Consider the following 25,809-nt stretch of genomic DNA (forward strand, 5'->3'; position numbering starts at 1 on the left):
AATGTTTTTTTTAGATGTTCAAGGGACTTTAATTTCTGATCATGATAAATCTTTAATCCATGGTGCTAAAGAACTGATCGATTTTTTAAATGCAAAAAATCTTCCTTATCTTATCATCACTAACAATACAAAAAAACTTGATTTTTTAGAAAAATTACAGCAAAAAGGATTGGCTATAAAAGAAAATGCTTATATTGATCCTTTCAGCGTTTTAAAACACCTTTTAAGACCTTGTAAAGTTGCGGCTTTTGGTGCAGATGAGTTTGTAAAAAGTCTTGAAAATCTTGGTTTTGAGCTCGATTTTGTAAATCCTAGTACTGTGCTTGTGGCTAGTTATGATGATTTTAAATTTAAAGATTTTGCCACTATGATAGAATTGGCTAGAAGAGAAGTTAGATTTATAGCTATGCACGAAACTAGTATTTATAAAAAAGATGGTAGGCCTTATCCTGGTGTAGGTAGCATTATGGCTATGCTTAAAAATGCTATTGATTTTGAATACGAGGTTGTGGGTAAGCCTAGCATTGCTTTTTATAAAGAAGCTTTAAATTTAATAAGAAGACAAAATTCAAAAATCGATTTTGAAGATATTAAAATCATTAGTGATGATTTTAGGGGTGACTTGCTTAAGGCAAAAGAACTTGGCATGAAAACCTTGCTAGTTTTAAGCGGCAAGATAAGCGACACAAAAGGGCTTGATACGGATTTGCTTGATGGAGTTTATCCTAGTGTTTTTGAGTTTTTAAAGGATCTAAAATGCCAAATTTAGAAGAATTTAGAAATAAAATCGATGCGGTTGATGATAAAATTTTAGATCTTTTAAATGAAAGAATGACTTATGTTAAAAGTATAGGTGAGCTTAAGCAAAGTAGTGGGGGAAGTATTTATCGTCCTGAGCGTGAAAGAGCCATTATCAATCGTTTAAAAAATGCAAATTTAGGACTTTTAGATCAAAATGCCATAGAGGCAATTTATCAAGAAATTTTTGCAGTTTCAAGAAATTTAGAAATGCCTCAAACTATAGCTTATTTAGGGCCTGAAGGAACTTATACACATCAAGCAGCAAGAAGTCGTTTTGGTGCGATGAGTCGTTATATAGCCTTGGCCAATATCGAAGATGTTTTTAAAGAGTTAAGCAACAAAGAAGCAAAATACGGTGTTGTACCTATAGAAAATAATACCGAAGGTGCAGTGGGCATTACTTTAGATTGTCTAGGTAAGTATAATGAGCTTAAAATTTTTGGCGAAATTTATATGGATATTCATCATTCTTTTGTAGGAATTAATGAAAATTTAAAAGAAATCAAACGCATTTATTCGCATCCGCAAGGTTATAATCAATGTCGTAAATTTTTAGAAAGTCATGAACTTAGTGCTATAGAATTTGTTCCTTCAAAATCTACAGCTAATGCAGCTTACCTAGCTTCGCAAGATAAATATGCGGCAGCAATTTGTTCTAGAATAGCGGCTAAGCTTTATAATGTGCCTGTACTTTTTGATAAAATAGAAGATAATGCAGCCAATAAAACAAGATTTTTAATTTTAAGCGATATTAAAAATCCTAAAATGCCAAATTGTAAAACTTCTATTTTAGCACACACAGCACATAAACCTGGGGGACTTAGCTTTTTATTAGAGCAGTTTAAAAAAGAAAATATCAATCTTACTAAGCTTGAATCTCGCCCTGTAAAATCAAAAGAATTTTTACACAGTTTTTATATAGATTTTGAAGGGCATATTGATGATGAAAATGTAAAAAAAGCCTTAAAAGATATACAAGAGATTGTTTGGCTTGGATCTTATTTATCAGGAGAAAAAGATGAAATTTAATGAATTTTTAAATAATTTAAGCAATTATGAACCCGGCAAAGATATAGAAGTTATTGCTAAAGAATATGGCGTTAAAGAAGTGATAAAATTAGCAAGCAATGAAAATCCTTTTGGCGCGCCACCAAAAGCTATAGAATGTTTAAGACAAAATGCAAACAAAGCCCATCTTTACCCTGATGATAGTATGATAGAACTTAAAACCACATTGGCTCAAAAATACAAAGTTCAAAATGAAAATATTATCATCGGTGCAGGCAGTGATCAAGTGATTGAATTTGCTATACATGCTAAGTTAAATTCTAAAAATGCTTTTTTGCAAGCTGGAGTTACCTTTGCTATGTATGAAATTTATGCCAAACAATGTGGTGCAAAGTGTTATAAAACTCAAAGTATTACTCATAATTTAGATGAGTTTAAAAAACTTTATGAAACGCACAAAGATGAAATTAAACTTATTTTTTTATGCTTACCAAACAATCCTTTAGGCGAGTGTTTGGATGCAAGTGAGGCGACCGAGTTTATTAAAGGTGTAAATGAGGATTGTTTAGTTGTGATTGATGCAGCTTATAATGAATTTGCAAGTTTTAAAGATAGCAAAAAACATTTAAAACCTTGCGAATTGATTAAAGAATTTGACAATGTACTTTATTTAGGAACTTTTTCTAAGCTTTATGGATTAGGAGGTTTACGCATTGGTTATGGTATAGCTAATGCTAATATTATTAGTGCATTTTACAAGCTTCGTGCGCCTTTTAATGTGAGTAATCTTGCTTTAAAAGCAGCAGTTGCAGCAATAAATGATGATGAATTTGCTAAAAAAACTTTAGAGAATAATTTTTCTCAAATGGAGCTTTATAAAGAATTTGCTAAAAAACATAATATCAAAATTATCGATAGTTATACAAATTTCATCACTTATTTTTTTGATGAAAAAAATAGTACAGATTTGTCTGAAAAATTGCTTAAAAAGGGTATAATAATAAGAAATTTAAAAAGCTATGGTTTAAATGCTATACGCATTACTATAGGAACATCTTATGAAAATGAAAAATTTTTTACAGAATTTGATAAGATTTTAAGATAGATAAATCAAATAAAAATATGTAAAATTCGCTAAACTAAGGGATGAGAATTAATGGATTTTAAAAATATGCTTCATCAAATTGGGCAACTTTATCAAAATTTAACTCGTAAGCAGCGTATAGTGATTGCTGCATCTATTATAGTTGTGGTTGGGTTTTTGGTTTTTTTAGCTTTATTTCGTGGAAGTGGTAGTAATGCAAATAATGGATATGCAGTTTTAGTTGAAAATGTAAGCCCAAGTTCTTCTGCTGCAATTGTAGCTAAACTTGAACAAAATAATATTCCCTATAAATTAGAAAGTGAAAATAAAATTTTAGTTCCACAAGATCAGGTTTATCGTCAAAGAATGTTTATTGCAAGCGAAGGTCTTATAAAAGATAGTCGCGTGGGTTTTGAAGCTTTTGATACTCAAGCTTTTGGAGCTACAAATGAAGAGCAAAAGGTAAAATACCAAAGAGCCATAGAAGGCGAACTTGCAAGAACTATTGAGACTTTAGAACCTATTCGTAGCGCTGTTGTACACATAGCATTTCCTAAAGATAGTGTTTTTACCGAAAGGCAAATTCCGCCTACAGCTTCAGTTGTTGTTAATGTTCGCGAAGGCTTAAAGCTTACTAGAAAACAAATTGATGGTATAAAAAATATTGTTTCAGCGGCAGTTCCAAAACTTACTAAAGAAAATGTTAAGATTAGTGATCAAAGTGGTGTGCCTTTAGATGAGCAAGAAGCATATGAAGATGACTTGGTTCGTGCGCAAATTAAATTTAAAAGTGATCAAGAAAAAGCTTTAGAAGATAAGATTATAGAAAATTTAGCTCCTTTTGCAGGTGGCATGGATAAAGTAAAAGTGAGTGTAAATATAGATTTTGATTTTTCCAAGCAAGAATCTCAAAGTGAAATTTATGATCCAAATCCTATAGTGCGTAGTGAGCAAACTTTAAACGAGGAAAGAACAGGTAGAAAAGATCCAGAAATTCAGGGTGTTCCAGGTGCTGTTTCTAATATAGGTCCTGTTGAAGGACTTGACAATAAGGGTCAAATTGACACTTATAAAAAAAATCAAGTTACTACAAATAATGAACTTTCTAAAACTATCACAAATACCAAAAAACAATTTGCAACAGTTTTACGCACTTCAGCAGCTGTTACTATAGATGGAAAATATCAAGATGTGGTTGATGAAAATGGGGATGTAAAAAGCGAATATGTCCCATTGACTAAAGAAGAGCTTGCAAGTGTTGAGAGTATAGTTAAAAATACTATTAATTTTAGCGCTACTAGAGGTGATAGCGTTGTGGTGCAAAATTTACCATTTCATCGTGAGTCGATTAGAGTTGAGAGTAAAGTTAAAACTTTTTACAATCGTTTTGTTGAGCCATTTATTCCGCCGGTTAAATACTTTATTGCAGCGATTTTACTTTTTATTTTTTACAAAAAAGTTATTGCTCCATTTACTCAAAAAATGCTTGAAGATGTCGCAGCACAAGAGGAAATGCAGCAAGGTCCAAATGCTGTTTTAGATGATGCTGAAGATGCTTTAGAGAAATTTAATGCAGCAAGGAAAAAAGTTGAAGAACAACTTGGTTTTGGGGATAACTTCAATGAAGATTCTATCCAGTATGAGGTTTTGCTTGAAAAATTGCGTGGTTTGGTAAGTGATAAAGGTGAGGAAATTGCAGCACTTTTGCAAAACTTAATTCAAAATGATAGCGAATTTGGCGAAAAGGATATGTGATGATAAAGCTAAGTGAAGAACAAAAAATGGTCTATGATGATTTATCGATGCCTGAGAAGGTAGCGATATTTCTTATACAACTTGGCGAAGATGCAACCACTTCTGTGTTTTCACATATGGAAATTGATGTAATCACAGAAATTTCACGTTATATTGCTATGGCTAAAAATGTTGATAGATCTGTAGCTACTGCAGTTTTAGAAGAATTTTACACTCTGCTTCAATCAAATCAATATATTAAAAGTGGTGGTTTGGAATATGCTAAAGAAATACTTTTTCGTACTTTTGGACCAGAGATTGCAAATAAAATTCTTGAAAAACTCACTAAAAGTATGGAGAATAATCAAAATTTTGCTTATTTGGCGCAAATTAAACCACAGCAACTTGCAGACTTTATTACCAAAGAGCACCCACAAACCATCGCTCTTATTTTGGCACACATGGATTCTATTCATGCGGCAGAAACTTTAGAGTATTTTAGCGATGAATTAAGGGCTGAGGTGGTTATAAGAATGGCAAATCTTGGCGATATTTCTCCAAGTATTATTAAAAGAGTTTCTGCAGTGCTAGAAAGCAAGCTTGAAAGTCTTACCTCTTATAAGGTTGAAGTGGGCGGCCCAAGAGCAGTAGCAGAAGTGCTTAATCGTTTGGGTCAAAAAGCAAGCAAATCAACCATTACTTATATTGAACAAAGTGATGAACGCTTAGCAGAGACTATTAAAGAGCTTATGTTTACTTTCGATGATATACAAAAACTTAGCACTCAGGCTATAAGAGAAATTTTAAAAGTAGCCGATAAGCGTGATTTAATGATAGGTTTAAAAGGTGCAAGTGAAGAGTTAAAGCAAAAATTCTTAGCCAATATGTCTACGCGTGCAAGCGAAGCTTTTCTTGAAGAAATGGGTTTTTTGGGTGCTGTGCGTGTTAAAGATGTTGAAGATGCACAAAGAAAGGTTGTTGAAGTGGTGCAAAAACTTGCAGAACAAGGTCTTGTTCAAACAGGCGATGCGGATGAAATGATAGAGTAGGTGAGAGATGGTTAATCGTAGCAATGTAATTTCTGGTGGGGCTTCTGATCAGCATGTTGTTGAAGGATATCGTTTTAAAGTTATTTCAGAATTTGATAATCATACAGGTGAAAAAAAACATACTCAAACTCCAGATGAAGAAAATACTAATATATCTTTAAATGACGAAAAACCAGTCGAAGAAAATCAAGTCATTGCCTCTACACAAGCTGTTATGGAAACTCAAATTCCAACATTTCAACCAAGTTTTATTGAAGATTTACTTAAAAAAACAGATGAAATGTCAAGCAATATTATTAAACTTCAAATGCAAATAGAAAGCCAAGAGAATGAATTTAATAACCGCTTAAATTCAGAACTTGAAAATGCTAAAGAAAAATTTATCAAAGAGGGTTATGAGAAAGCAAAAGAAGAATTTCAAAAGGAATTGAGTGATTTTAAAGATAAGTATTTAAAAAGTATAGCCAAACTTGATAATGCTTGCGAAAATCTTGAAAATTTCATAGAAAAAAATGAGAAAGAATTAGCAGATACTGCTATAGATATCGCTAAAGAAGTAATCTTAAAAGAACTTGAACTAAATTCAAGTAAGATAGCTTATGCTTTGGCTAAAGATTTAATCGGCGAGCTTAAGGGTGCTAGTGCAATTGAGCTTAAGGTTAATGCAGAGGATTATGAGTATTTAAAAGAGCAATTTGATCAGAATGCTCATATTAAAATAAGTCTTGATGATGCAATTAGCAAAGGAAGTGTTGTTATTATAAGTGACGCAGGCAATATAGAATCCAATCTTAACTCTCGTCTAACTAAAATTAAAAAAATGGTGAATAATGAGTAAAAAATTTGCCCATACTCAAGAAGAGTTAGAAAAGCTAAGTTTAAAAGAATTAGAAAATTTAGCAGCATCTATGCGTGAAAAAATCATACAAGTTGTGAGTAGAAATGGTGGGCATTTAAGTTCAAATTTGGGTGCTGTAGAACTTAGTATAGCAATGCATTTGGTTTTTGATGCAAAAAAAAATCCTTTTATTTTTGATGTGTCGCATCAGTCTTATACACACAAGCTTTTAAGTGGAAAAGAAGAAATATTTGATACTTTAAGACAAATCAATGGTTTAAGTGGTTATACAAAACCTAGCGAGGGAGATTATTTTGTAGCAGGGCATTCTAGCACCTCTATTTCTTTGGCAGTAGGTGCTTGTAAGGCCATTGCTTTAAAGGGTGAAAAACGTATTCCTGTTGCTTTAATTGGAGATGGTGCTTTAAGTGCGGGTATGGCCTATGAGGCTTTAAATGAATTGGGTGATTCTAAATTTCCTTGCGTAATACTTTTAAATGATAATGAAATGAGTATTTCAAAACCAATTGGAGCAATTTCGAAGTATCTTTCTCAGGCTATGGCAACGCAGTTTTATCAAAGTTTTAAAAAGCGTATTGCTAAAATGTTGGATATATTGCCTGATAGTGCTACTTATATGGCTAAGCGTTTTGAAGAGAGTTTTAAACTTATTACTCCTGGGCTTTTGTTTGAAGAATTAGGGCTTGAATATATAGGGCCTATTGATGGACATAATTTAGGTGAAATTATTTCTGCATTAAAACAAGCAAAAGCTATGCAAAAGCCTTGTGTGATACATGCTCAAACTATAAAGGGTAAAGGCTATGCTTTAGCTGAAGGAAAACATGCTAAATGGCACGGGGTGGGAGCTTTTGATATAGATAGTGGAGAGAGTGTTAAAAAAAGTGATACTAAAAAATCTGCTACTGAAATTTTTTCTAAGAATTTGCTTGATTTAGCCTCAAAATATGAAAATATTGTTGGGGTTACGGCGGCTATGCCAAGTGGAACAGGTCTTGATAAGCTTATAGAAAAATATCCAAATCGTTTTTGGGATGTGGCTATTGCAGAACAGCATGCAGTAACTTCTATGGCCGCTATGGCAAAAGAAGGATTTAAACCTTTTATTGCAATATATAGCACTTTTTTGCAGCGTGCTTATGATCAAGTGATCCATGATTGTGCGATTATGAATTTAAATGTGGTTTTTGCTATGGATAGGGCAGGGATAGTAGGCGAAGATGGGGAGACGCATCAAGGTGTTTTTGATCTTAGTTTTTTAGCTCCTTTGCCAAATTTCACTCTTTTAGCCCCAAGAGATGAACAAATGATGCAAAATATAATGGAGTATGCTTATTTACATCAAGGACCTATTGCTTTTCGTTATCCTAGAGGGAGTTTTATTTTGGATAAAGAATTTAATTCTTGTGAGATAAAACTTGGCAAGGCACAATGGCTTGTAAAAAATAGTAGTGAAATTGCTTTTTTAGGTTATGGACAAGGTGTAGCAAAAGCGTGGCAAGTCTTAAGAGCCTTGCAAGAAATGAATAATAATGCTAATTTGATCGATTTAATTTTTGCTAAACCTTTAGATGAAGAGCTTTTGTGTGAGCTTGCTGAAAAAAGTAAAATTTGGTTTATTTTTAGTGAAAATGTTAAAATTGGTGGTATAGAAAGTTTAATTAATAATTTTTTACAAAAATATGATTTGCATGTAAAAGTCGTTAGCTTTGAATATGAAGACAAATTTATTGAACATGGAAAAACAAGTGAGGTGGAAAAAAATCTAGAAAAAGATGTCAATAGTTTGTTGATGAAAGTTTTAAAATTTTATCATTAAATAATAAAAAATATTATTTAATATAAACTTCTTTTAATAAAAATTTTATTATTATTTTTACTTAAAAAAGCAAGGAATAAATAAAATGGAATTACTACAAATGCTTAAAAAACATGAGTTAAAAGCTACTCCGCAAAGACTATGTGTTTTAAAAATTTTAAAAAGACATGAGCATCCTAATATTGATGAATTATATACAGAAATTAAAAAAGAATACCCTTCAATCTCTTTAGCGACGGTTTATAAAAATCTTAATACTTTACAAGAACAAGGTTTAGTTGTTGAAATCAATGTTTTAAATCAAAAAACTTGTTACGATATCTATGAAGAAGAACATATTCATGTTGTTTGTACCAAATGTGGTGGTATAGAGGATTTAAGTTTTAAAGATGCTAAGCTTTATGAATATCAAGAGCATTTAGAAAAAAAGATAGGCAATCTCGTCAATCATCTGTCTGTTTGTGCTTATGTTGATAGTTGCAAAAAGTGTCATTAAGCAAAATAAGGTTAAAATAACCCATATATTTTAAGGGTTATTTTAATGGTTTATGAAATTCAAAAAAACTTTTTACTATCTGATTGCACTCTTTTAGAGAATTTAGAAAAAGATAATATACCTTTTCGAAATTCTAAATTTGAAACTTTTTATACTCAAATAACTTCAAATCATAGTGTTAAATTTCAAAGTTTTTGCAATGAATTTTATAAAATTACAAAATTTAATAATTCAATTTTAGAACAGAATCAAGAAGAGAAAATTTCTAAAAAAAGATTTGAAAAAGCTCGAAAAAAGATTATAGGAAAGAGCATTAAAAAAGAGCGCTTCGAATTTAAATTTTGCTCTTTAAAAAGTTATATTGATATTTATGAAGAGCCTAAAATTTGTATTTTAAAAATATTTTTTCCAACTTTGGATAGTTCCAATGAATTTAAAATTCCTAAAGATTTTAAAATTCAAAAAGAATTACATCATGATTTAAATTCTAAACATATCGTTTTATATGGTTTTGAATATCAAAATTTTGATATAGAGAAATATTTTAAAATTATAGAAAAAAATCAGAATTTTAGCTTGGATTTTCCAAATTATATTAATGCTTATGATGGATTTAGAATTTTTTTATTTTATTTATTTAAAAAATTAAAATTTTATTGGACTTTATCTTTAGAGAGAAAAGATAAGCAAAGTTTATGTGAATTTTTATTTTATTCAAGAAGCTTGTATATAGTTTTATCAAGTATGAATACTATTTTAGATAAAAATTTGAGTAATATTTTGGCTTTAAAGTTTAAAGATATAACGAAAAAAACTCAAGATATTTTAGCAAGTGAAAATTCAAATCAAGATTTATTACTATTTTTAAGCGATGAAAAAATCCAAGATTTGTTTAATGATTTTGATTTTTTCATAAAGGAAAATTCTTTTTATGAAGGTGATTGCAAAGATAGGTTTTTTAAACAACTTGTTGCGTTAGAACTTAGAAAAAAAATTATTTTATTTAGAAAAAATATACTAAAAAATTTTGATTTAGAGCTTTTTGAAAATAGTTTTTTTGAATTAGCAATATTTTTAGAATATTTTTATCGTTTTTTAGAGATAAAAAATTTAAACAAACTTTATGAAAAATATTGCAAAGATAGGGATAAAAATATTTTTTCCAAAATAATCAATAATAAAAATAAATTTTGTAAATTGCTTAAAAAATCAAGTAAAAATTTGAAAATTTACAAAGGATAAAAATGCAAAAACAAGAAAAAATTATAGAAATGTTTAATCAAATTGCACCTACTTATGATAAGGCGAATAGAATTTTAAGCTTTGGAGCTGATGTAGCGTGGCGCAAAAAAGCTTGTCAAAGAGTGATGAGTTTGTATTTAAAAAAAGATTTAAAAATCGCTGATATTGCTTGTGGCACAGGGGATATGATAGAGATTTGGCAAGAGAGTGCTTTAAAAATGGAAAAAAATATTTTAAATATTAAAGGCATTGATCCAAGTAGTGGTATGCTAAATGTTGCAAAAGAAAAATTTCCAAATGTCGAATTTATAGAAGCAGGGGCGCAAAATTTACCTTTAGAAAGTCAAAGTTTAGATATTTTAAGTATTAGTTATGGCATTCGCAATGTTGTAGAAAGACAAAAAGCCTTAAGCGAATTTGCTAGAGTACTTCAAAAAGATGGTATTTTGGTAGTTTTGGAATTTACAAAAAGAGAAAAGGGTGGATTTATAGCAGCTTGTAGAGATTTTTATCTTAAAAATATTTTACCAAGTATAGGTGGGATAATCAGTAAAAATAAAAGTGCTTATGAGTATTTGCCAAACTCTATTGAAGGATTTTTAAGTAAGGAAGAGTTCATCTTAGAACTTAAAAATGCTGGTTTTGAAATACTTGATTATAAAAGTTTTAGCTTTGGCGTGAGTTCAATGTTTATAGCAAAAAAACTATGACACCAACAGAATTAAATCTTAAAGCAAAGGCTTTATTAGAAACACATTTTGATGATATAGTTTTAAGTGGAGAAATTTCAAAAATTACTTTGCATGGTTCAGGACATTGGTATTTTGATTTAAAAGATGAAAGATCAAGCATTGCTTGTGCTATGTTTAAAGGAGCTAATTTAAAAGTCGGATTTAAACCAGCTGTGGGGAATTTTTTAGAGCTTTGTGGAAGTGTAAGTTTATATCCTGAAAGTGGTCGTTATCAATTTATCGCTACTAGTATGAAAAAAGCAGGTTTTGGGGATTTGGAAGCACAGTTTTTGGCTTTAAAAGAGCGTTTGCAAAAAGAAGGACTTTTTGATCCACGCTTTAAAAAATCTTTGCCAAAATTTCCTAAAAAAGTAGGCATTATCACTTCAAAAACTTCTGCTGCTTTGCAAGATATGTTAAAACTTATTCACCAAAAAGAATATTTTTTGGCAAAAATTTATATTTTTGATGCTTTAACTCAAGGAAATAATGCTCCTTTTTCTCTTATACAAGCTTTAAAAAAAGCCGATGATATGGATTTAGATGTTCTTATTATAGCACGTGGTGGAGGAAGCAGAGAAGATCTTTTTTGTTTTAATGATGAAAATTTAGCAAGAGAGATTTTTAAAGCAAAAACTCCTATTATTTCAGCCATAGGACATGAGATTGATTATGTTATTAGTGATTTTGTTGCAGATTTTAGAGCTCCAACGCCTTCAGCTGCTATAGATACTTTGTTTTATTCTAAGTTGGATATAGAGCAAAGTTTGGATTTAATGGAAGAAAAATTAATGCAACTTTGGAATTATAAAATACAAAATTATGAAAATTTGCTTTTAAATTTAAGCAAATTTTTCAAATTTAATTCTTTGCCAAAAATAATAGATGAAAAAATAAAACAAAGCCATAATATAGAAAAGCAATTAAATCATCTATTGGCAAATCAAATGCGTTATAATGAATTAAAATTAGATAAATTGCAAAATGCTTATTTGCAACATGAGAATTTTTTTAATAAAAGCAAAAAGTTTATTTGTATCAGAAAAAATGGTAAAATAGCAAATTTAGAAGATCTTAAGAGTGATGATATCGTTATTTTAAGTTCTCAAACTTCTCAAAAAGAAGCAAAAATTTTATAAGGATAGATTATGAGAAAAATCAATTTCAGTGCAGGGCCATCGACTTTACCTTTAGAAATTTTAGAGCAAGCTCAAAAAGAACTCTGTGATTATCAGGGTAGGGGTTATTCTATAATGGAAATTTCTCACCGCACAAAAGTATTTGAAGAAGTGCATTTTGGAGCACAAGAGAAAGCTAAAAAACTTTACGGGTTAAATGATGATTATGAAGTATTATTTTTACAAGGTGGAGCAAGTTTACAATTTGCTATGATTCCTATGAATTTGGCTTTAAATGGGATTTGTGAATATGCAAATACAGGAGTTTGGACAAAAAAAGCAATTAAAGAAGCACAAATTTTAGGTGTCAATGTTAAAACCGTAGCAAGTAGCGAGGAAAGTAATTTTAATCATATTCCTAGAGTGGAATTTAGAGATAATGCTGATTATGCTTATATTTGTTCTAACAATACTATTTACGGCACTCAATATCAAAATTATCCTAAAACTAAAACTCCTTTGATTGTGGATGCATCGAGTGATTTTTTTTCTAGAAAAGTAGATTTTTCAAATATTGCTCTTTTTTATGGCGGAGTGCAAAAAAATGCTGGAATTTCGGGTTTAAGTTGTATTTTTATCCGTAAAGATATGTTAGAAAGATCTAAAAATAAACAAATTCCTAGTATGTTAAATTATTTGACTCATGCTGAGAATCAGTCCTTGTTTAATACGCCTCCAACCTTTGCCATTTATATGTTTAATCTTGAAATGGATTGGCTTTTAAATCAAGGCGGACTTGATAAAGTACATGAGAAAAATTCTCAAAAAGCTGCTATGCTTTATGAGTGTATTGATTTAAGTAATGGATTTTATAAAGGACATGCAGATAAAAAGGACAGATCTTTAATGAATGTGAGTTTTAATATTGCTAAAAATAAAGATTTAGAGCCTCTTTTTGTAAAGGAAGCCGAAGAAGCTGGAATGATAGGACTTAAAGGACATAGAATTTTAGGAGGAATTCGTGCAAGTATTTATAATGCGCTTAATTTGGATCAGGTAAAAACCTTGTGTGAATTTATGAAAGAATTTCAAGGAAAATATGCATGATAAAGCGTTTTGATGAGTGCGATAGAATGTCGCAAATTATTGTTTTTGATAAATATTTTAAGACTGCAGGACAAGTGGCTTTTGAACCTAGCGGAGATATTAAAAAACAAACCAAAGAAGCACTTGCAGAACTTGATGCTTTGTTTGAAAAAATAGGCGCAAGCAAAGGAGATTTGATTCAAATTCAAATCTGGTTAGCTAATATGCAAGATTTTGATGCAATGAATGAAACTTATGATGCTTGGATTAAAAATTATCCTAAACCTGTTAGAGCTTGTGTAGGAAGTGCTTTAGCAGAGGGTTATTTGGTAGAAATTCAAGCTTTTGGAAAGCTAAGAGAGAATTAAAAATTCTCTCCTCCAAATTTTAAAAGCGCAGATCCCCAAGTAAAACCACCGCCAAAAGCATCTAGTAAGATCAGATTTCCTTTTTTAAGTCGTCCTTCTTCATAGGCATCATTCATTGCCATAGGTATAGAAGCAGCTGAAGTATTGCCATATTTTTGTACGGTAATCACACATTTTTCATCGCTTAGATTGAGTTTTTCTTGGACGGCTTTAATGATGCGTAGATTAGCTTGATGAGGAATAAAAAGATCAATTTCTTGTGCTAAAATGTTATTTTTAGCTAAAATTTCTACAACATCATTGCTAAGCGTGTTTACTGCTATTTTAAAAACTTCATTGCCTTTCATTTGCATAGAAAGTGTTTGACATAGACTTGATTTTTGCGATCTTTGAGTCATTAAAAGATCTCCATAATTACCATTGCTTGCAGTATGTACATCAAGGATATGATTTTCATTGTCCAAACTTACAACTCCAGCACCCGCACCGTCTCCAAAGAGTATGCAAATGCTTCTGTCATTGTAATCCATAATTGAACTTGTTTTTTCAGCTCCTACGATTAAAACATTTTTTTTCAAACCACTTTCTACTAAGGCTTTAGCTTGTTCAAGCAAATAGATAAAACCAGAACAAGCTGCTGAAATATCAAAAGCACTAATATTTACAAGTCCTAAATTTGAAGCAATTTTACAAGCCGTTGAAGGCATAGTAAAATAATCAGGACTTAAAGTGGCTACAAGAATCGCATCAATATCTTCAGGTTTTAAATTTGCTCTTTCTATGGCTTTTAATGCAGCTTTTGTGCCCAAATCGCTAGAATTTTCATTTTCACTAGCAATGCGTCTTTCTTTAATACCTGTGCGTCTAGTGATCCATTCATCGGTGGTATCTACTATTTTTTCAAGATCAGCATTGCTTAAAATTTTTTCTGGAATATAAGAAGCTATACTTTTAAGACCGGCTTTAAGCATTGTATTTCCCAAGTTCATTTTCTATAAGTTCATTGATATGAGATTGGCTAAAATTTATAGCTTGAAAAATTGCATTTTTAATAGCTCTAGAATCACTTTTTCCATGACTTATGATCACGCAGCCATTAACTCCAAGAAGGGGTGCTCCGCCATATTCTTGCCAATCTGTGTGTTTTTTTAATTTTTTAAAAGATGACTTCATAAGTAAAGCACCTATTTTAGAAATAAAAGATTGCTTTACTTCGTTTTTTAGAAGCTGAAAAATAGCTGTTGCTACACCTTCACAAGCCTTTAAGATAACGTTTCCATCAAAACCATCGCAGACTAAAACATCTATTTCACCATTGAAAATATCTCTACCTTCAGCATTACCTATAAAATTTGGAATTTTTTTCATAAGCTGATGACTTTCTTTGGTAAGTTCATTGCCTTTGCATTCTTCTTCACCATTAGAAAGTAAAGCAAGGCGTGGTTTTTGAATTTGCATAATTTCTCTAGCATAAACTTCACCCATTATGGCAAATTGAAATAAATTTTCAGCTTTACAATCTGTATTAGCTCCAACATCCAAAAGTAAAGTTCTGTTAACGATATTTGGCATTAAAGTGGCAATAGCAGGTCTTGAAATACCTTTAAGTCTTCCAAGCCTTAAGGTAGCCAAAGACATACTTGCTCCACTATGACCCGCTGAAACTACAGCATCTACTTTTTTTTCTTTTAATAAATTAATAGCTTTGTATATGGTTGTTTCTTTATTTTTTAAAGCATCTGTGGCATTTCCATTCATCGAAAAAATTTCACTAGCTTCTTCGTATTGTATATATTGTTCTAATTTTTTTGGTATTAAAGGTTTTAGAATTTTAGAATTTCCCACTAAGATAGCGTTAAAAGGTTTTGCTTCTAGTGCCTTTAAAACGCCTTCTATAATGGGTTTTTCTCCAAAATCACCACCCATTGCATCAATGGCAATGTTAATCATTGATTTTAATATTCCTTAGTTGTTGGATTCGCACGGTGAGGCATTTTGTAGCTTCCATCTTTGTCTTTTATAGGCATAGGAAGACTAACTTTATAGTGAGTTCTGCGTTTAGCTGCACGAGTTTTGCTCACTCTTCTCTTTGGTACTGCCATTTTTTCTCCTTTATAAAATTTAATTAATTATTGCAATTTATGCAATAAAAATAATCACTCAAATAAGCTTCAAGCTCGCTAATAGCAACTTCTATTAAATCAATATGTCCATCAAAAAATTCTATAGTATTGCTCAATTCGTTTGCTTCATCTTTAAAAATACCATCACTTGCAAAAAGTTCTAAATTTTCTTTAATTTCAAGTTCTAACTCAGTTCCACAACTATCACAAGGTCTATAGATAAAACCTTGCATAATAGCATTTATTTTAACAAGCTTAGGATTTATTTTTACTAAATTTCCCTCAAAAATCATATTTTCAAGATTAAGTTTAAAAGGATATTCCTTTGTATTAATCTTAGAAAAAGGGATTTTCATTTAGCAAATTTCATTTGGTTTAAAGAAAAAATCAATTTCTATTTTTGCATTTTCCAAGCTGTCACTTCCATGAACAGCATTAGCATCAATACTCTCAGCAAAATCGGCTCTAATTGTTCCTGCTTTAGCTTCTTTAGGATTTGTCGCTCCCATTAAATCTCTATTTTTTAATACAGCACCTTCTCCTTCTAGTACAGAAACAACAACAGGACCGCTAATCATAAATTCAACCAAGTCTTTAAAAAAAGGTCTTTCTTTATGAACAGCATAAAAATTTTCAGCTTGTTCTTTACTAAGTTGAACTTTTTTCATTGCAGCGATTCTTAATCCATTGCTTTCAAAACGATCTAAAATTTTTCCTATAACACCTTTTTTAACAGCATCAGGTTTAATTATAGATAAAGTTTTTTCCATCTTTGTAATAACTCCTTATTTTAATAAAGCTTAAAATTATACTTGAATTTGTTTAAAGAAAGTTAAATTAAAAGAAAAAGCTAGGAATCTCTAGCTTTTTAATTTTTTAAAATTATGCAAAAACTGGAGTGTCCCCACTTCTCATATCAGCGCCAATATTATCACGACTTGGTTGTCCTGATTCTACAGCACTCCAAACTATACATCCATCTGTTGGGCAAGCACTGGCACAAGCTGGTTGATCATTATGTCCTACGCATTCAACGCATTTGTTTGCATAAACATAATATCTATCTTCACCTTCTGGATTGTTAGCATCATCAACGATAGCACTCACTGGACACTCATCAATACAAGAACCACAAGCAATACATATATCTGTAATTTTTACAGCCATTTTTTCTCCTTTTTAATATTAAGATTTAAAAGATTTTAGCATAAAATTCTTAAATAATGTAAATTTTGATAATCAAAAATTTACATTATTTGATAATAATTATAACTTTCTTAAATTTTTAATATTATTTTAGATATTTAAAAAAAAATAAAGATTTAAACGATATAATTTCGTTATCAATAAAATTTATTATTTAGGAGAAAATATGATAGTTACTAAAAAAGCTTTAGATTTTACTGCTCCAGCAGTATTGGGAAACAATGAAATTGTTCAAGATTTTAATCTTTATAAAAACATAGGTCCAAAAGGAGCGGTAGTATTCTTTTATCCAAAAGATTTTACTTTTGTTTGTCCTTCAGAAATTATAGCTTTTGACAAAAGATATCAAGAATTTAAAAATCGTGGCATTGAAGTAATTGGAATTTCAGGAGATAATGAATTTTCACATTTTGCTTGGAAAAATACTCCAGTAAATCAAGGTGGTATTGGTCAGGTTAAATTTCCGCTTGTTGCTGACTTAACTAAGCAGATTGCTAGAAATTTTGATGTACTTTATGCAGAAGCAGTTGCCCTTCGTGGTTCGTTCTTGCTTGATGCTGATGGAACAGTTCGCCATGCTGTGGTTAATGATTTACCACTAGGTAGAAATATAGATGAAATGTTAAGAATGGTTGATACTATGCTTTTTACAAATGAGCATGGTGAAGTTTGTCCTGCAGGATGGAATAAGGGCGATGAAGGTATGAAAGCTAACCCTAAAGGCGTGGCTGAATATCTTGGCAAAAACGAAGCTAAACTTTAATTTCTTAGTATAAAGCCTCTTTACGAGGCTTTTTCTTCATTTTTATTCTTTAATTGAAATTCATAAATTTTCTACTATAATTTTACACACATATTAAAATTTTTATTTAGGCTAAAATATGGCAGGCGAAGATCAAGAAAAAACAGAAGAACCCACGTCCAAAAAGATAGAAGATGCGCGTAAAGAAGGTAATGTTCCAAAGTCTCAAGATGCGGCAGCTATTGTAACTTTGATAATTGGAGTAACTATAACTTTATTTATGATGAGTTTTATGGGCGAGAGAATTGTAAATTTATATAGATACTATCAAAGTTTTATTGGTGTTGAATTTGATTTGCGTATTATTCAAGCCATTATGATTAAAAGCATTTTTGAGGTTTTAATTATTCTTGCACCTATTGTTTTAAGTATTATGATTGCTGGGGTTTTGGGAAATATTATGCAATTTGGTTTTATTTTTACAACTAAACCTATTATGCCAAATTTAGGAAAAATCAATCCTCTAAAAGGTTTAAAAAACCTTTTTTCATTGAAAAAAATTGTTGAAAGTATAAAAATTATTTTAAAAGTGGGTATTGTTTTTACTATAGCTTTTATAGTTTTACTTAAATTTATGCAAGAGCTTCCAAGAGTTGAGCTTTATACTATGGTTGCACAGCTTACTTGGCTAAGAGACAGAGCTATTGTTTTAGCAGCTATTGTTATAGTTGCTTTTTTAATTATTGCTGTTTTAGATGTTTTTTTGGTGCGTTTTCAGTATTTTAAAGGTTTGCGTATGAGCAAACAAGAAATAAAAGATGAGTATAAACAAATGGAAGGAGATCCTCAGGTTAAAGGTAGAATTCGTAGACTTCAAATGGAAGCTGCGCGTCGCCGCATGGTTCAAGATGTTGCAGGTGCGGATGTGGTGATCACAAACCCAACGCATTATGCCGTAGCTATTCGTTATGATACAAGTAAAGAACAAGCCCCTAGGGTTGTTGCCAAAGGAGTGGATTTTCTCGCTCTTCGCATAAAACAAGTAGCCTATGAAAATAATGTTGTAGTTTATGAAAATCCTCCTTTAGCAAGAGAGCTTTATAAAGCTTGTGATGTTAATGATCTTATTCCTAGGGAAATGTTTAAAGCTGTAGCTGAGGTGCTAGGATTTGTTTATAATACAAATAATAAGAGTCGTTTAGCTGGTCAAGTAAAAAAAGGAAACTAAAACTTTTAAGGTGCTTTAGTTCCTATTTTATTGATAAGTTCAAGAACTGATTTTTGAGTGCTTGTATCTGCTGTATCGACTTTAAAATATATTTCTACTCTATTATTTTCTAGAGCTTGTGGATTTCCATTGATAGGATTATTAAGCCCGTAGCTTTTAATGCTAATATTTTTCAAATTTGCTCCACCTTCTATAAAATATTTTAATACATTTTCCGCTCTTTGGTAGGCGAGTTCATAACTTCTTATAATAGAGTCGCTATTGTCTGTATAGCCTCTAATTTCTATTTTTGCTTGAGGTGGCAAATATGTTGTTAGCTCAGCCATACGTTTTAAATAATCTTGTATATCAGCTGAAACGATTTGAGCACTACCTCTTTCAAATTCAACTTTAGATGGAAGGTTAAGAGCAACCTGATTATCGCTTTGATCTAGAGCTGCTTGAAGACGTTTGATAGTTTCTTGCTGTGTCATAGTCATTTGTTTTAACGATTTGAGTTCATCGCTTTCTTCTTTTGCTGCGCCTTTATATTTTTCTTGGGTTTTACTCTCTTCTTTGACTGTTTGAGTAGAGGTGTAATCAAAGATTTTAACAAATTCAGTTTTTAAAGCCTCTACTTTAGCAGGATTTGTTTTAGAAATTGCCCAAAGAGCAATAAAAAGTGCCAAAAGCAAACTTAGAAAGTCCGCATAAGGTACAGCCCATTTTTCGCCTGCTGGACATTCTGGGCATTTATGTTTTTTAGCCATTTTTAACCTTTGTCAAATTGTGAAATTCTTGGATCATCGTGACTTAAGAAGTTAAAAAGTTTAGCTTCTAAATCTCTAGGATTAGCACCTTCTGCAATTCCTTTTATAGCTTCAGTAATGACAATTTGCTCTTTTACAAGATCCATTCCATTAGCTTTTAATTTTTTCCCCCAAGGAGCAAAAAGTGCATAAGCGCCAAAAATTCCCGTAACTGTAGCCGTGAAAGCACCTGAAATACCTGCTGCCATTGCTTGAGGATTGTCTAGTAATTTAAGAGCTAAAATAAGTCCAAAAACCGCTCCAACAAGCCCCATGGTAGGACAAGTCTCTCCAAATACTATCCAATATTCTGCACATTCTTTATAATGCTCTTCAAGTTGTTCAGTTTGTATTTCCATGCTTTCATGAATTTCTTCAAAGCTTTTACCATCTACAAGCATCATCATAGCATTTTTTAAAAATTCATTTTCAATCTCACTGGTTCTTGATTCTAACGCTAAAAGACCATCTCGTCTTGCAATAATAGCAAATTCGACTAGCTGGGCTATCCTTTCGGGTAAATTTACTCCAGAACCTTTAAAAACAACTTTGAGTTCTTTGTAGGCTGCTTTTACAATTTTTTTATGCGTAGAAGTCATTGCGCAAAATGCAGCTGTTGGCATAACTATGAGAAAGGAAGAAAGATGCACAACATGCAAAGGATTGCCTCCCTCTAGTATATCTCCTACCGAAATACTAGTAACTGCAAGCACCATTCCTAATATGGTTGAAAGATCCATTAATTTATCTCCTTGATTATTTTAAATCGCCCCAATTTTTGGCGATACTTGAACTTGTTTTTAATTTTACTTTTAATTTTACTATATTTTCCATAATATCTCTAGTTTTTTTTACAAAATTTTCACACAAATCGTCTTTTACTTCAAAAATTAATTCATCATGAATTTGTAAAATAAGCTTTTTATCTTCATTTAATTCCTTATTGATTTCTAGCATTGCAAGCTTGATTACATCTGCTGCTGAGCCTTGCAAGATTGAATTAATGCTTTCTCTTTCATACATGGCAATTTGCATAGGTTTTGCGTTTTCAAAATCAAAATAACGCTTGCGACCGCTTAAAGTAGTGATAAAGCCATTTTGTTTAGCTTCATTTTTAACTGTTTCAAAATATTTTTTAATACTAGTAAAATTTTCAAAATATTTTTCTATGTAAGATTTGGCTAAATTAGCTTCTATTTTTAAATTTTGACTTAAGGTTTTATAGCCCATACCATAAATAAGTCCAAAATTTATACTTTTTGCAACACTTCTGGTTTCATAATTGCTTTCTCCAAAAATCATTATAGCTGTTCTTGCATGTATATCTTCATCGTTGGCAAAAGCATTTAAAAGTTTTTCATCTTCGCTAAAATGTGCAAGCATTCTCAGTTCGATTTGAGAATAATCAAGAGAGATAAAACTAAATCCATCTTTAGCTACAAAGCAAGATTTATAATCTTTTGCGTATTGTCCGTGTGCAGGAATATTTTGCAAATTTGGATCCTTAGATGAAAGGCGTCCTGTAGCGGTTCCAGTTTGTAAAAAACTTGAATAAATGCGTGAATTTTTATCTTTTAACGCTAGTTTTAACAAAGGTTCGCAATAAGTGGAATAAAGCTTGGCAAGTTCCCTATAATCTAAAATTTTGGTAATCGCAGGATGTTTATCTAAAAGTGCATTTAAAACTTTTTCATCGGTAGAATATCCTGTTTTACCTTTTTTTCCACTTGGGAGTTTGAGTTTTTCAAAAAGTATATCACCTACTTGTTTAGGTGAATTTAGGTTGAATCTATCCTCACAAAGAGTATAAATTTCTTCACTTAAATTTTTGATTTCATTTTCAAATTTTTTCATAAGGATTTCAAGTGCATTTGTATCAAGCTTTATGCCATTTTCTTCCATCATCATAATGATTTTAATGAAATCAAATTCACAGTTTTTAGCAAGTTCTAATAAAGGAGTTTCAAGATTTTTTAAAAAATAAAGATAAAATCTTAAAGTGATATAAGCATCTTCTGCAGCGTATTTACAAGCTTTTTCAAGTTCTACACTTGCAAAATTTTCTCCTTTTTTAACAAGGCTTTCAAAATGCAAGGTTTCGTAATTAAAAAGTCTTAAGGCTAAATCATCCATATTTACTCTTAAAGAAGGATTTTTAAGCCATGCCAAAATCATTGTATCTGCGTATTTTTGAGGTAAATTTAAGTCAAAATTGTTTTGAATGATTTTAAAATCATATTTGAGATTGTGCCCTATAACAAAATGATTAAAGATTACTTCTATAGCTTTTTTGGCACTTTGCAATGAGATTTGCTCACCTACTCCAAGATAATTATGAGTTAAAGGCACGTAAAAGGCTTCATTTTCATTCATGCAAAAACTAAAACCAACAATTTTTGCTTCTTTAGTATCAAGTCCTGTGGTTTCGGTATCAAAAGCAATAATACTTTCTTTATCAAGGGTATTTAAAATTTCAAAAAGTTTGTTTTCATCTTGTACTAAAGTGGCTTTAAAACCTAAATTTTTATCTTTATTATCAGGATTTTGACGCAGTTTTTTAAGCAAAGTATTAAGTTCGTAATGTTCTAAAATTTCAAGTATTTTTAAAAGAGGTTCTTCATCAGGATAAGTGGCTTTTTCTATGAGATTTTGTACTTCTAAATTGTCATACAAAGAAGCTAATTTTTTGCTTAAAAATGCATTTTCCTTACCCTCTAAAAGCAAGTTACGACTTCTTTCGTTACGTACTAGGGTTAAATTTTCATAAATTCCTTCTATGCTACCAAACTCATCAAGCAAGGTTTTAGCTCCTTTTGCACCTATACCTTTAACGCCTGGAATATTATCAGAACTATCCCCACAAAGAGCTAAAAAATCTCTGATTTGATTAGGTTTTACTCCGTATTTTTCTAAACACGCTGCTTCATCATAGTCGTTTTTAGAAATAGGACTGTAAATGCTTGTTTTACCATCTTTTATGAGTTGATAAAGATCTTTATCTTGAGTGATAATGCGTACAAAAATATCCCTATCTTCACAAGTTTTTACAAAAGAAGCGATGATATCATCAGCTTCATAGCCTTCCCTAGAAACGCTTATAAAACCCATTTTTTCTATCATCTTTATGCAAATTGGAATTTGTTCTAGAAGTTCAGGCGGTGGTGGAGTGCGATTTTGTTTATAGTTTGGATCAATTTCACTACGAAAAGTTTTTCCTTTGGAATCTAATGCAAAAACAATATAATCACTTTTATGTTCATTTTTTAAGCTATAAATAAAATTTGCAAAACCGCTAATCATTCCACTAGCTTGTCCTTGTGAATTTTTAAAGCCTTTTAAGGCATAATAAAGTCTGAAAAAAAATCCAAAAGTATCGATAATAGTTAAAGTTTTCATAATAATTTCTTCTTTTGATAAAATATATTTTTTGGTTATATTATTTCAAAATTTTGCTTAAAATGTCTCGAAATTTAAAGATATTTAAGCGAAAATACTTCAATTTTTAGTCATAATATCGAGTAGAGTAAAAATTTTATATGAATAATGTAAGGAAAATGTAATGACAAATCAGCAAATTGATGGAATTGCAGATAAGAATTTTAATACACCTGAAGGTAGAAAAGTTTTTAAAAAGGCAGTTTTTTCTTGCTGGTTGGGAACTGCTATGGAATATGCAGATTTTGCACTTTATGGTTTAGCAGCTGCAACAATTTTTTCAGAAGTATTTTTTCCTGAGCAAACTCCAGTAATTGCACTTTTGCTTAGTTTTGTAACTTATGGCATAGGTTTATTGCAAGACCTATTGGGGCTTTGTTTTTTGGTCATTTAGGTGATAAACACGGAAGAAAAAATGTTATAATGGCTACAATAGCTTTAATGGGAATTTCAACTACTCTGATAGGTTTTATCCCAAGTTATGCAGTGATTGGTGTTTGGGCGCCTATTTGTTTGGTTGCATTGCGTTTTATGCAGGGTTTTGGCGCAGGAGCTGAACTTTCAGGTGGAACAGTTATGCTAGGAGAATATGCTCCTAGCAAGAGAAGAGGGCTTGTTTCTTCTGTGATTGCTTTAGGATCAAATAGTGGAACTTTGCTTGCGTCTTTTGTATGGCTTTTGATGGTACAAATGGATGAAGCAAGTTTTAAAGAATGGGGCTGGAGAGTTCCTTTTATGGGAAGTATTTTAATCGCTCTTTTTGCTGTATATATTCGTTTTCATGTCAAAGAAACCCCTGTTTTTGAAAAGCAAAAAAATGAAATGATGAAATTGCGTCTTAATAACGAAAAGCATATGAAAAAAGATGAAAGAAGTTTTTGGCAAAGAAGTCGTGCTTTTTGGACTATGGTGGGCTTAAGAATAGGCGAAAATGGACCTTCTTATCTTGCGCAAGGTTTTATTGTAGGTTATGTGACTAAAATTTTACTTTTAGACAAATCAGTAGCTACTACAGCGGTAATGATAGCTTCATTGGTAGGGTTTTTAGTTATTCCTTTGGCGGGTTATTTAAGTGATAAATTTGGAAGATGTATTACTTATAGAATGTTTTGTTTGCTTTTAATGATTTATGCTTTTCCTGCTTTTATGCTTTTAGATAGTAAAAATGAAATTATTGTGATTTTAACTATTATTGTAGGTATGTCTTTAGCATCTTTAGGGATTTTTGGTGTGCAAGCGGCTTGGGGTGTGGAGCTTTTTGGGGTAAAAAACCGTTATACAAAAATGGCTTTTGCTAAGGAGCTAGGTTCTATTCTTTCAGGAGGAACAGCGCCTATGGTGGCTTCTGCTTTGCTTGCATATTATGGCGCTTGGTGGCCTATCGCGACATATTTTGTATTAACTGCAGGTATAGGTTTTGTGACTACATTTTTTGCGCCAGAAACTAGAGGTAGAGATTTAAATAAAATAGAAGATGCGATATGAGACTTATCTTAGACACGGACATAGGCAATGCTATTGCAGGAGCAAATACTGATGATGGTTTAGCACTTGCTTTGATTTTGTCATCTAAAGAAATCAAACTTGAAATGCTAAGCACAGTTTGCGGTAATGTTCCAAGCCTTGTTGCCTATAGTGTGGCTAAGGATTTATTTAAACGTTTAAATTTAAATATCCCCGTTTATTTGGGAGCGAATGAAGCTCTAAAAGAACCAAGTAAAGCTTGGCGTCAAAGACTTGATGAAAGTGTTAAAAATTTTAAACTTGAATATCTTTGGGAAAATATAAAAAGTCCTGAAATTTTAGAAAATATAAATCCTGATGCGATTTTTAAAATGGGTGAGTTGGTGAGTAAAAATCCTAAAGAAATTTCTATTTGTGCGATAGGATCTTTGACAAATATCGCTATGACTATGAAAATTTTTAAAGATTTTGATATAAATCTTAAAGAGCTTTTTATTATGGGCGGCAGTTTTGATATGCCTTATTACACTAAAGATACAAATTTTGATTTTGATCCTGAGGCGGCTAGTATAGTGCTAAATTCAAGAGCTAAAATTACACTCATACCTTATAATGCAACCATGCAGACTTTATTAACACACGAGGATTTAAAAGAGTTGCAAGGTAAGAATATTTTATGTGATTTTATCGTTGAAACTTTAGGTGTTTGGATTGATTATGCCTCTAAAACACGTGGTACAAAGGGAACTTGGATACATGATGCTTTAACGATAGCTTACGCATTAGATTCTAGTATTGCAGATTTTGATGAGTGTTATGCTGATGTTATTTGCGATAGTTCTTTGGCAAGAGGTATGAGTTGGCGTTGTTTTAAAGAACCAAAAATGAGTATGGGGGTGGATTTAAGCACTAAAAATTGTGTTAAAATTCTAAAAAATGTAGACAATGCAAAGCTTTTAAAACTTATAAAAGAGAGGTTTTTAAAAGGAGTTTGCTATGAAAATTATGAAAGTATAACGACTTAATTTTCCAAGTAAGATAAAAAATATAGTTTTTAAAAAAGAATATTTCGCAAAACCAAGTCCCAAGGCAAAAAGATCTCCCACTAAAGGTAAAAAAGTAAAAAAAGCAAATATACTTCCAAATTTAGCAAAATTAGCATTGAAATTTTCTAATTTTTTCAAGGATTTGCTAAAGTATTTTTCTAAAATTTTTTCTTTTCCAAAATACGCTAAAGCATAAGTACTTAAACTTCCTAAGGTATTACCCAAAGTGGCTACGATAAGTACCAAATTCGGATTAAAATCAAGTTTTATAAAGCCTAAAACAAAGGCTTCACTTGCTAAGGGTAATAGTGTGCTTGAAAGAAAACACACCATGAAAAGCCCCAAATAGCTAATATCATTATATAAAAAATCAAACATAAAA

26 protein-coding genes and 1 pseudogene are annotated in these 25,809 nt (G+C 31.1%); 17 read left to right on the forward strand and 10 right to left on the reverse strand.

Going from position 1 to position 25,809, the window contains the following annotated elements:
• Nucleotide 1: 1 nt before the first annotated feature.
• The 13 genes from AJ889_RS08015 to AJ889_RS08075 all read left to right on the forward strand — a co-directional run bounded on the left by AJ889_RS08015 (nucleotide 2) and on the right by AJ889_RS08075 (nucleotide 13,395).
• Nucleotides 2-769 (forward strand): HAD-IIA family hydrolase, encoded by a 768-nt coding sequence (locus tag AJ889_RS08015; RefSeq protein ID WP_002934916.1) that lies wholly within the window; start codon nucleotides 2-4, stop codon nucleotides 767-769.
• Nucleotides 757-1,830 (forward strand): prephenate dehydratase, encoded by a 1,074-nt coding sequence (gene pheA / locus AJ889_RS08020; RefSeq protein WP_002858741.1) that lies wholly within the window; start codon nucleotides 757-759, stop codon nucleotides 1,828-1,830. The genes AJ889_RS08015 and pheA overlap by 13 nt, the downstream gene beginning before the upstream one ends.
• Entirely contained in the window at nucleotides 1,820-2,914 is a 1,095-nt protein-coding gene (gene hisC, locus AJ889_RS08025) for a histidinol-phosphate transaminase (RefSeq protein WP_032584762.1), read from the forward strand. Before pheA ends, hisC begins: the two co-directional genes overlap by 11 nt.
• Before the next feature lie 51 nt (nucleotides 2,915-2,965).
• A complete protein-coding gene (gene fliF, locus AJ889_RS08030; protein WP_002859425.1) occupies nucleotides 2,966-4,648 on the forward strand; it encodes a flagellar basal-body MS-ring/collar protein FliF in 1,683 nt (560 codons plus the stop codon).
• Nucleotides 4,648-5,676 carry a flagellar motor switch protein FliG gene (fliG, locus tag AJ889_RS08035; RefSeq protein WP_002854670.1) on the forward strand — a complete coding sequence of 343 codons (1,029 nt, stop codon included), beginning with the start codon at nucleotides 4,648-4,650 and terminating at the stop codon, nucleotides 5,674-5,676. The genes fliF and fliG overlap by 1 nt, the downstream gene beginning before the upstream one ends.
• A 7-nt stretch (nucleotides 5,677-5,683) precedes the next feature.
• A complete protein-coding gene (gene fliH, locus AJ889_RS08040; protein ID WP_032584760.1) occupies nucleotides 5,684-6,514 on the forward strand; it encodes a flagellar assembly protein FliH in 831 nt (276 codons plus the stop codon).
• On the forward strand, nucleotides 6,507-8,354 hold the full coding sequence (dxs, locus tag AJ889_RS08045) for a 1-deoxy-D-xylulose-5-phosphate synthase (protein ID WP_032584757.1): 1,848 nt from the start codon (nucleotides 6,507-6,509) through the stop codon (nucleotides 8,352-8,354). Before fliH ends, dxs begins: the two co-directional genes overlap by 8 nt.
• Nucleotides 8,355-8,439: 85 nt before the next feature.
• Nucleotides 8,440-8,850 (forward strand): peroxide-responsive transcriptional repressor PerR, encoded by a 411-nt coding sequence (gene perR, locus AJ889_RS08050; RefSeq protein ID WP_002876900.1) that lies wholly within the window; start codon nucleotides 8,440-8,442, stop codon nucleotides 8,848-8,850.
• Nucleotides 8,851-8,895: 45 nt separating this feature from the next.
• A complete protein-coding gene (locus AJ889_RS08055; RefSeq protein WP_002934920.1) occupies nucleotides 8,896-10,092 on the forward strand; it encodes a hypothetical protein in 1,197 nt (398 codons plus the stop codon).
• Between the two features lie 2 nt (nucleotides 10,093-10,094).
• Nucleotides 10,095-10,802, forward strand: a complete 708-nt coding sequence (ubiE, locus tag AJ889_RS08060) for a bifunctional demethylmenaquinone methyltransferase/2-methoxy-6-polyprenyl-1,4-benzoquinol methylase UbiE (protein ID WP_002859428.1) — start codon at nucleotides 10,095-10,097, stop codon at nucleotides 10,800-10,802.
• On the forward strand, nucleotides 10,799-11,962 hold the full coding sequence (gene xseA, locus AJ889_RS08065) for an exodeoxyribonuclease VII large subunit (RefSeq protein ID WP_002859429.1): 1,164 nt from the start codon (nucleotides 10,799-10,801) through the stop codon (nucleotides 11,960-11,962). The genes ubiE and xseA overlap by 4 nt, the downstream gene beginning before the upstream one ends.
• Nucleotides 11,963-11,971: 9 nt before the next feature.
• Entirely contained in the window at nucleotides 11,972-13,048 is a 1,077-nt protein-coding gene (gene serC, locus AJ889_RS08070; protein WP_002860307.1) for a phosphoserine transaminase, read from the forward strand.
• Nucleotides 13,045-13,395: a RidA family protein gene (locus AJ889_RS08075; RefSeq protein ID WP_002860306.1), complete on the forward strand. Its 351-nt coding sequence runs from the start codon at nucleotides 13,045-13,047 to the stop codon at nucleotides 13,393-13,395. Before serC ends, AJ889_RS08075 begins: the two co-directional genes overlap by 4 nt.
• On the opposite strand, the gene AJ889_RS08080 is transcribed toward AJ889_RS08075, so the two are convergent.
• The 6 genes from AJ889_RS08080 to AJ889_RS08105 all read right to left on the reverse strand — a co-directional run bounded on the left by AJ889_RS08080 (nucleotide 13,392) and on the right by AJ889_RS08105 (nucleotide 16,685).
• Nucleotides 13,392-14,366, reverse strand: a complete 975-nt coding sequence (locus AJ889_RS08080; protein ID WP_002869731.1) for a beta-ketoacyl-ACP synthase III — start codon at nucleotides 14,364-14,366, stop codon at nucleotides 13,392-13,394. The two genes, AJ889_RS08075 and AJ889_RS08080, sit on opposite strands and share 4 nt — an antisense overlap.
• Nucleotides 14,359-15,345 carry a phosphate acyltransferase PlsX gene (gene plsX, locus AJ889_RS08085; protein WP_002860304.1) on the reverse strand — a complete coding sequence of 329 codons (987 nt, stop codon included), beginning with the start codon at nucleotides 15,343-15,345 and terminating at the stop codon, nucleotides 14,359-14,361. The genes AJ889_RS08080 and plsX overlap by 8 nt, the downstream gene beginning before the upstream one ends.
• Nucleotides 15,346-15,350: 5 nt before the next feature.
• A complete protein-coding gene (gene rpmF / locus AJ889_RS08090) occupies nucleotides 15,351-15,497 on the reverse strand; it encodes a 50S ribosomal protein L32 (protein ID WP_002858674.1) in 147 nt (48 codons plus the stop codon).
• A gap of 23 nt (nucleotides 15,498-15,520) precedes the next feature.
• Complete coding sequence (locus AJ889_RS08095) at nucleotides 15,521-15,874, reverse strand: hypothetical protein (protein ID WP_002857618.1); 354 nt, start codon at nucleotides 15,872-15,874, stop codon at nucleotides 15,521-15,523.
• A complete protein-coding gene (ndk, locus tag AJ889_RS08100; RefSeq protein WP_002854376.1) occupies nucleotides 15,875-16,288 on the reverse strand; it encodes a nucleoside-diphosphate kinase in 414 nt (137 codons plus the stop codon).
• A 112-nt stretch (nucleotides 16,289-16,400) separates the two neighbouring features.
• The gene (locus tag AJ889_RS08105; protein ID WP_002854354.1) at nucleotides 16,401-16,685 is read right to left on the reverse strand and encodes a DUF362 domain-containing protein; all 285 of its coding nucleotides are present in this window, start codon (nucleotides 16,683-16,685) and stop codon (nucleotides 16,401-16,403) included.
• A gap of 205 nt (nucleotides 16,686-16,890) precedes the next feature.
• Between AJ889_RS08105 and AJ889_RS08110 the strand changes: the two genes are divergently transcribed.
• Together AJ889_RS08110 and flhB are read left to right on the forward strand one after the other, a co-directional pair.
• The gene (locus AJ889_RS08110; RefSeq protein WP_002854219.1) at nucleotides 16,891-17,487 is read left to right on the forward strand and encodes a peroxiredoxin; all 597 of its coding nucleotides are present in this window, start codon (nucleotides 16,891-16,893) and stop codon (nucleotides 17,485-17,487) included.
• A 118-nt stretch (nucleotides 17,488-17,605) separates the two neighbouring features.
• Entirely contained in the window at nucleotides 17,606-18,694 is a 1,089-nt protein-coding gene (flhB, locus tag AJ889_RS08115; RefSeq protein WP_002857279.1) for a flagellar biosynthesis protein FlhB, read from the forward strand.
• A 5-nt stretch (nucleotides 18,695-18,699) separates the two neighbouring features.
• Here flhB and motB read toward each other — a convergent pair whose 3' ends face one another.
• Genes motB through polA form a run of 3 tightly spaced genes read right to left on the reverse strand, consistent with a single transcriptional unit; the run spans nucleotide 18,700 to nucleotide 22,878 of the window.
• Nucleotides 18,700-19,443: a flagellar motor protein MotB gene (gene motB, locus AJ889_RS08120; protein WP_002854333.1), complete on the reverse strand. Its 744-nt coding sequence runs from the start codon at nucleotides 19,441-19,443 to the stop codon at nucleotides 18,700-18,702.
• A gap of 2 nt (nucleotides 19,444-19,445) precedes the next feature.
• Complete coding sequence (motA, locus tag AJ889_RS08125) at nucleotides 19,446-20,222, reverse strand: flagellar motor stator protein MotA (protein WP_002869732.1); 777 nt, start codon at nucleotides 20,220-20,222, stop codon at nucleotides 19,446-19,448.
• A 16-nt stretch (nucleotides 20,223-20,238) separates the two neighbouring features.
• Nucleotides 20,239-22,878 carry a DNA polymerase I gene (gene polA, locus AJ889_RS08130; protein ID WP_070293362.1) on the reverse strand — a complete coding sequence of 880 codons (2,640 nt, stop codon included), beginning with the start codon at nucleotides 22,876-22,878 and terminating at the stop codon, nucleotides 20,239-20,241.
• Nucleotides 22,879-23,041: 163 nt separating this feature from the next.
• Here polA and AJ889_RS08135 point away from each other — a divergent pair.
• Both AJ889_RS08135 and AJ889_RS08140 read left to right on the forward strand, forming a co-directional pair.
• Nucleotides 23,042-24,402: pseudogene (locus AJ889_RS08135) on the forward strand (MFS transporter).
• Complete coding sequence (locus AJ889_RS08140) at nucleotides 24,399-25,406, forward strand: nucleoside hydrolase (protein WP_002902742.1); 1,008 nt, start codon at nucleotides 24,399-24,401, stop codon at nucleotides 25,404-25,406. Before AJ889_RS08135 ends, AJ889_RS08140 begins: the two are co-directional and overlap by 4 nt.
• Here the strand turns inward: AJ889_RS08140 and AJ889_RS08145 are convergent.
• Nucleotides 25,362-25,805, reverse strand: coding sequence for a YqaA family protein (locus AJ889_RS08145; protein ID WP_002858712.1), 444 nt, complete (start codon nucleotides 25,803-25,805; stop codon nucleotides 25,362-25,364). The two genes, AJ889_RS08140 and AJ889_RS08145, sit on opposite strands and share 45 nt — an antisense overlap.
• Nucleotides 25,806-25,809 lie beyond the last annotated feature (4 nt).

Origin of the sequence: Campylobacter sp. BCW_6468 (assembly GCF_001762865.1) — a bacterium.
GTDB lineage: Bacteria > Campylobacterota > Campylobacteria > Campylobacterales > Campylobacteraceae > Campylobacter_D > Campylobacter_D jejuni.

Excerpts from the sequence above, each read along its gene's own strand:
- AJ889_RS08105 (WP_002854354.1), bottom strand. The coding sequence starts at position 16,685 with ATGGCTGTAAAAATTACAGATATATGTATTGCTTGTGGTTCTTGTATT.
- motB (WP_002854333.1), bottom strand. The coding sequence starts at position 19,443 with ATGGCTAAAAAACATAAATGCCCAGAATGTCCAGCAGGCGAAAAATGG.
- serC (WP_002860307.1), top strand. The coding sequence starts at position 11,972 with ATGAGAAAAATCAATTTCAGTGCAGGGCCATCGACTTTACCTTTAGAA.
- AJ889_RS08055 (WP_002934920.1), top strand. The coding sequence starts at position 8,896 with ATGGTTTATGAAATTCAAAAAAACTTTTTACTATCTGATTGCACTCTT.
- AJ889_RS08080 (WP_002869731.1), bottom strand. The coding sequence starts at position 14,366 with ATGCTTAAAGCCGGTCTTAAAAGTATAGCTTCTTATATTCCAGAAAAA.
- motA (WP_002869732.1), bottom strand. The coding sequence starts at position 20,222 with ATGGATCTTTCAACCATATTAGGAATGGTGCTTGCAGTTACTAGTATT.
- AJ889_RS08075 (WP_002860306.1), top strand. The coding sequence starts at position 13,045 with ATGATAAAGCGTTTTGATGAGTGCGATAGAATGTCGCAAATTATTGTT.
- polA (WP_070293362.1), bottom strand. The coding sequence starts at position 22,878 with ATGAAAACTTTAACTATTATCGATACTTTTGGATTTTTTTTCAGACTT.
- AJ889_RS08110 (WP_002854219.1), top strand. The coding sequence starts at position 16,891 with ATGATAGTTACTAAAAAAGCTTTAGATTTTACTGCTCCAGCAGTATTG.
- rpmF (WP_002858674.1), bottom strand. The coding sequence starts at position 15,497 with ATGGCAGTACCAAAGAGAAGAGTGAGCAAAACTCGTGCAGCTAAACGC.
- AJ889_RS08095 (WP_002857618.1), bottom strand. The coding sequence starts at position 15,874 with ATGAAAATCCCTTTTTCTAAGATTAATACAAAGGAATATCCTTTTAAA.
- AJ889_RS08145 (WP_002858712.1), bottom strand. The coding sequence starts at position 25,805 with ATGTTTGATTTTTTATATAATGATATTAGCTATTTGGGGCTTTTCATG.
- fliF (WP_002859425.1), top strand. The coding sequence starts at position 2,966 with ATGGATTTTAAAAATATGCTTCATCAAATTGGGCAACTTTATCAAAAT.
- AJ889_RS08015 (WP_002934916.1), top strand. The coding sequence starts at position 2 with ATGTTTTTTTTAGATGTTCAAGGGACTTTAATTTCTGATCATGATAAA.
- ndk (WP_002854376.1), bottom strand. The coding sequence starts at position 16,288 with ATGGAAAAAACTTTATCTATAATTAAACCTGATGCTGTTAAAAAAGGT.
- fliH (WP_032584760.1), top strand. The coding sequence starts at position 5,684 with ATGGTTAATCGTAGCAATGTAATTTCTGGTGGGGCTTCTGATCAGCAT.
- AJ889_RS08140 (WP_002902742.1), top strand. The coding sequence starts at position 24,399 with ATGAGACTTATCTTAGACACGGACATAGGCAATGCTATTGCAGGAGCA.
- flhB (WP_002857279.1), top strand. The coding sequence starts at position 17,606 with ATGGCAGGCGAAGATCAAGAAAAAACAGAAGAACCCACGTCCAAAAAG.
- ubiE (WP_002859428.1), top strand. The coding sequence starts at position 10,095 with ATGCAAAAACAAGAAAAAATTATAGAAATGTTTAATCAAATTGCACCT.
- pheA (WP_002858741.1), top strand. The coding sequence starts at position 757 with ATGCCAAATTTAGAAGAATTTAGAAATAAAATCGATGCGGTTGATGAT.
- xseA (WP_002859429.1), top strand. The coding sequence starts at position 10,799 with ATGACACCAACAGAATTAAATCTTAAAGCAAAGGCTTTATTAGAAACA.
- fliG (WP_002854670.1), top strand. The coding sequence starts at position 4,648 with ATGATAAAGCTAAGTGAAGAACAAAAAATGGTCTATGATGATTTATCG.
- perR (WP_002876900.1), top strand. The coding sequence starts at position 8,440 with ATGGAATTACTACAAATGCTTAAAAAACATGAGTTAAAAGCTACTCCG.
- hisC (WP_032584762.1), top strand. The coding sequence starts at position 1,820 with ATGAAATTTAATGAATTTTTAAATAATTTAAGCAATTATGAACCCGGC.
- plsX (WP_002860304.1), bottom strand. The coding sequence starts at position 15,345 with ATGATTAACATTGCCATTGATGCAATGGGTGGTGATTTTGGAGAAAAA.
- dxs (WP_032584757.1), top strand. The coding sequence starts at position 6,507 with ATGAGTAAAAAATTTGCCCATACTCAAGAAGAGTTAGAAAAGCTAAGT.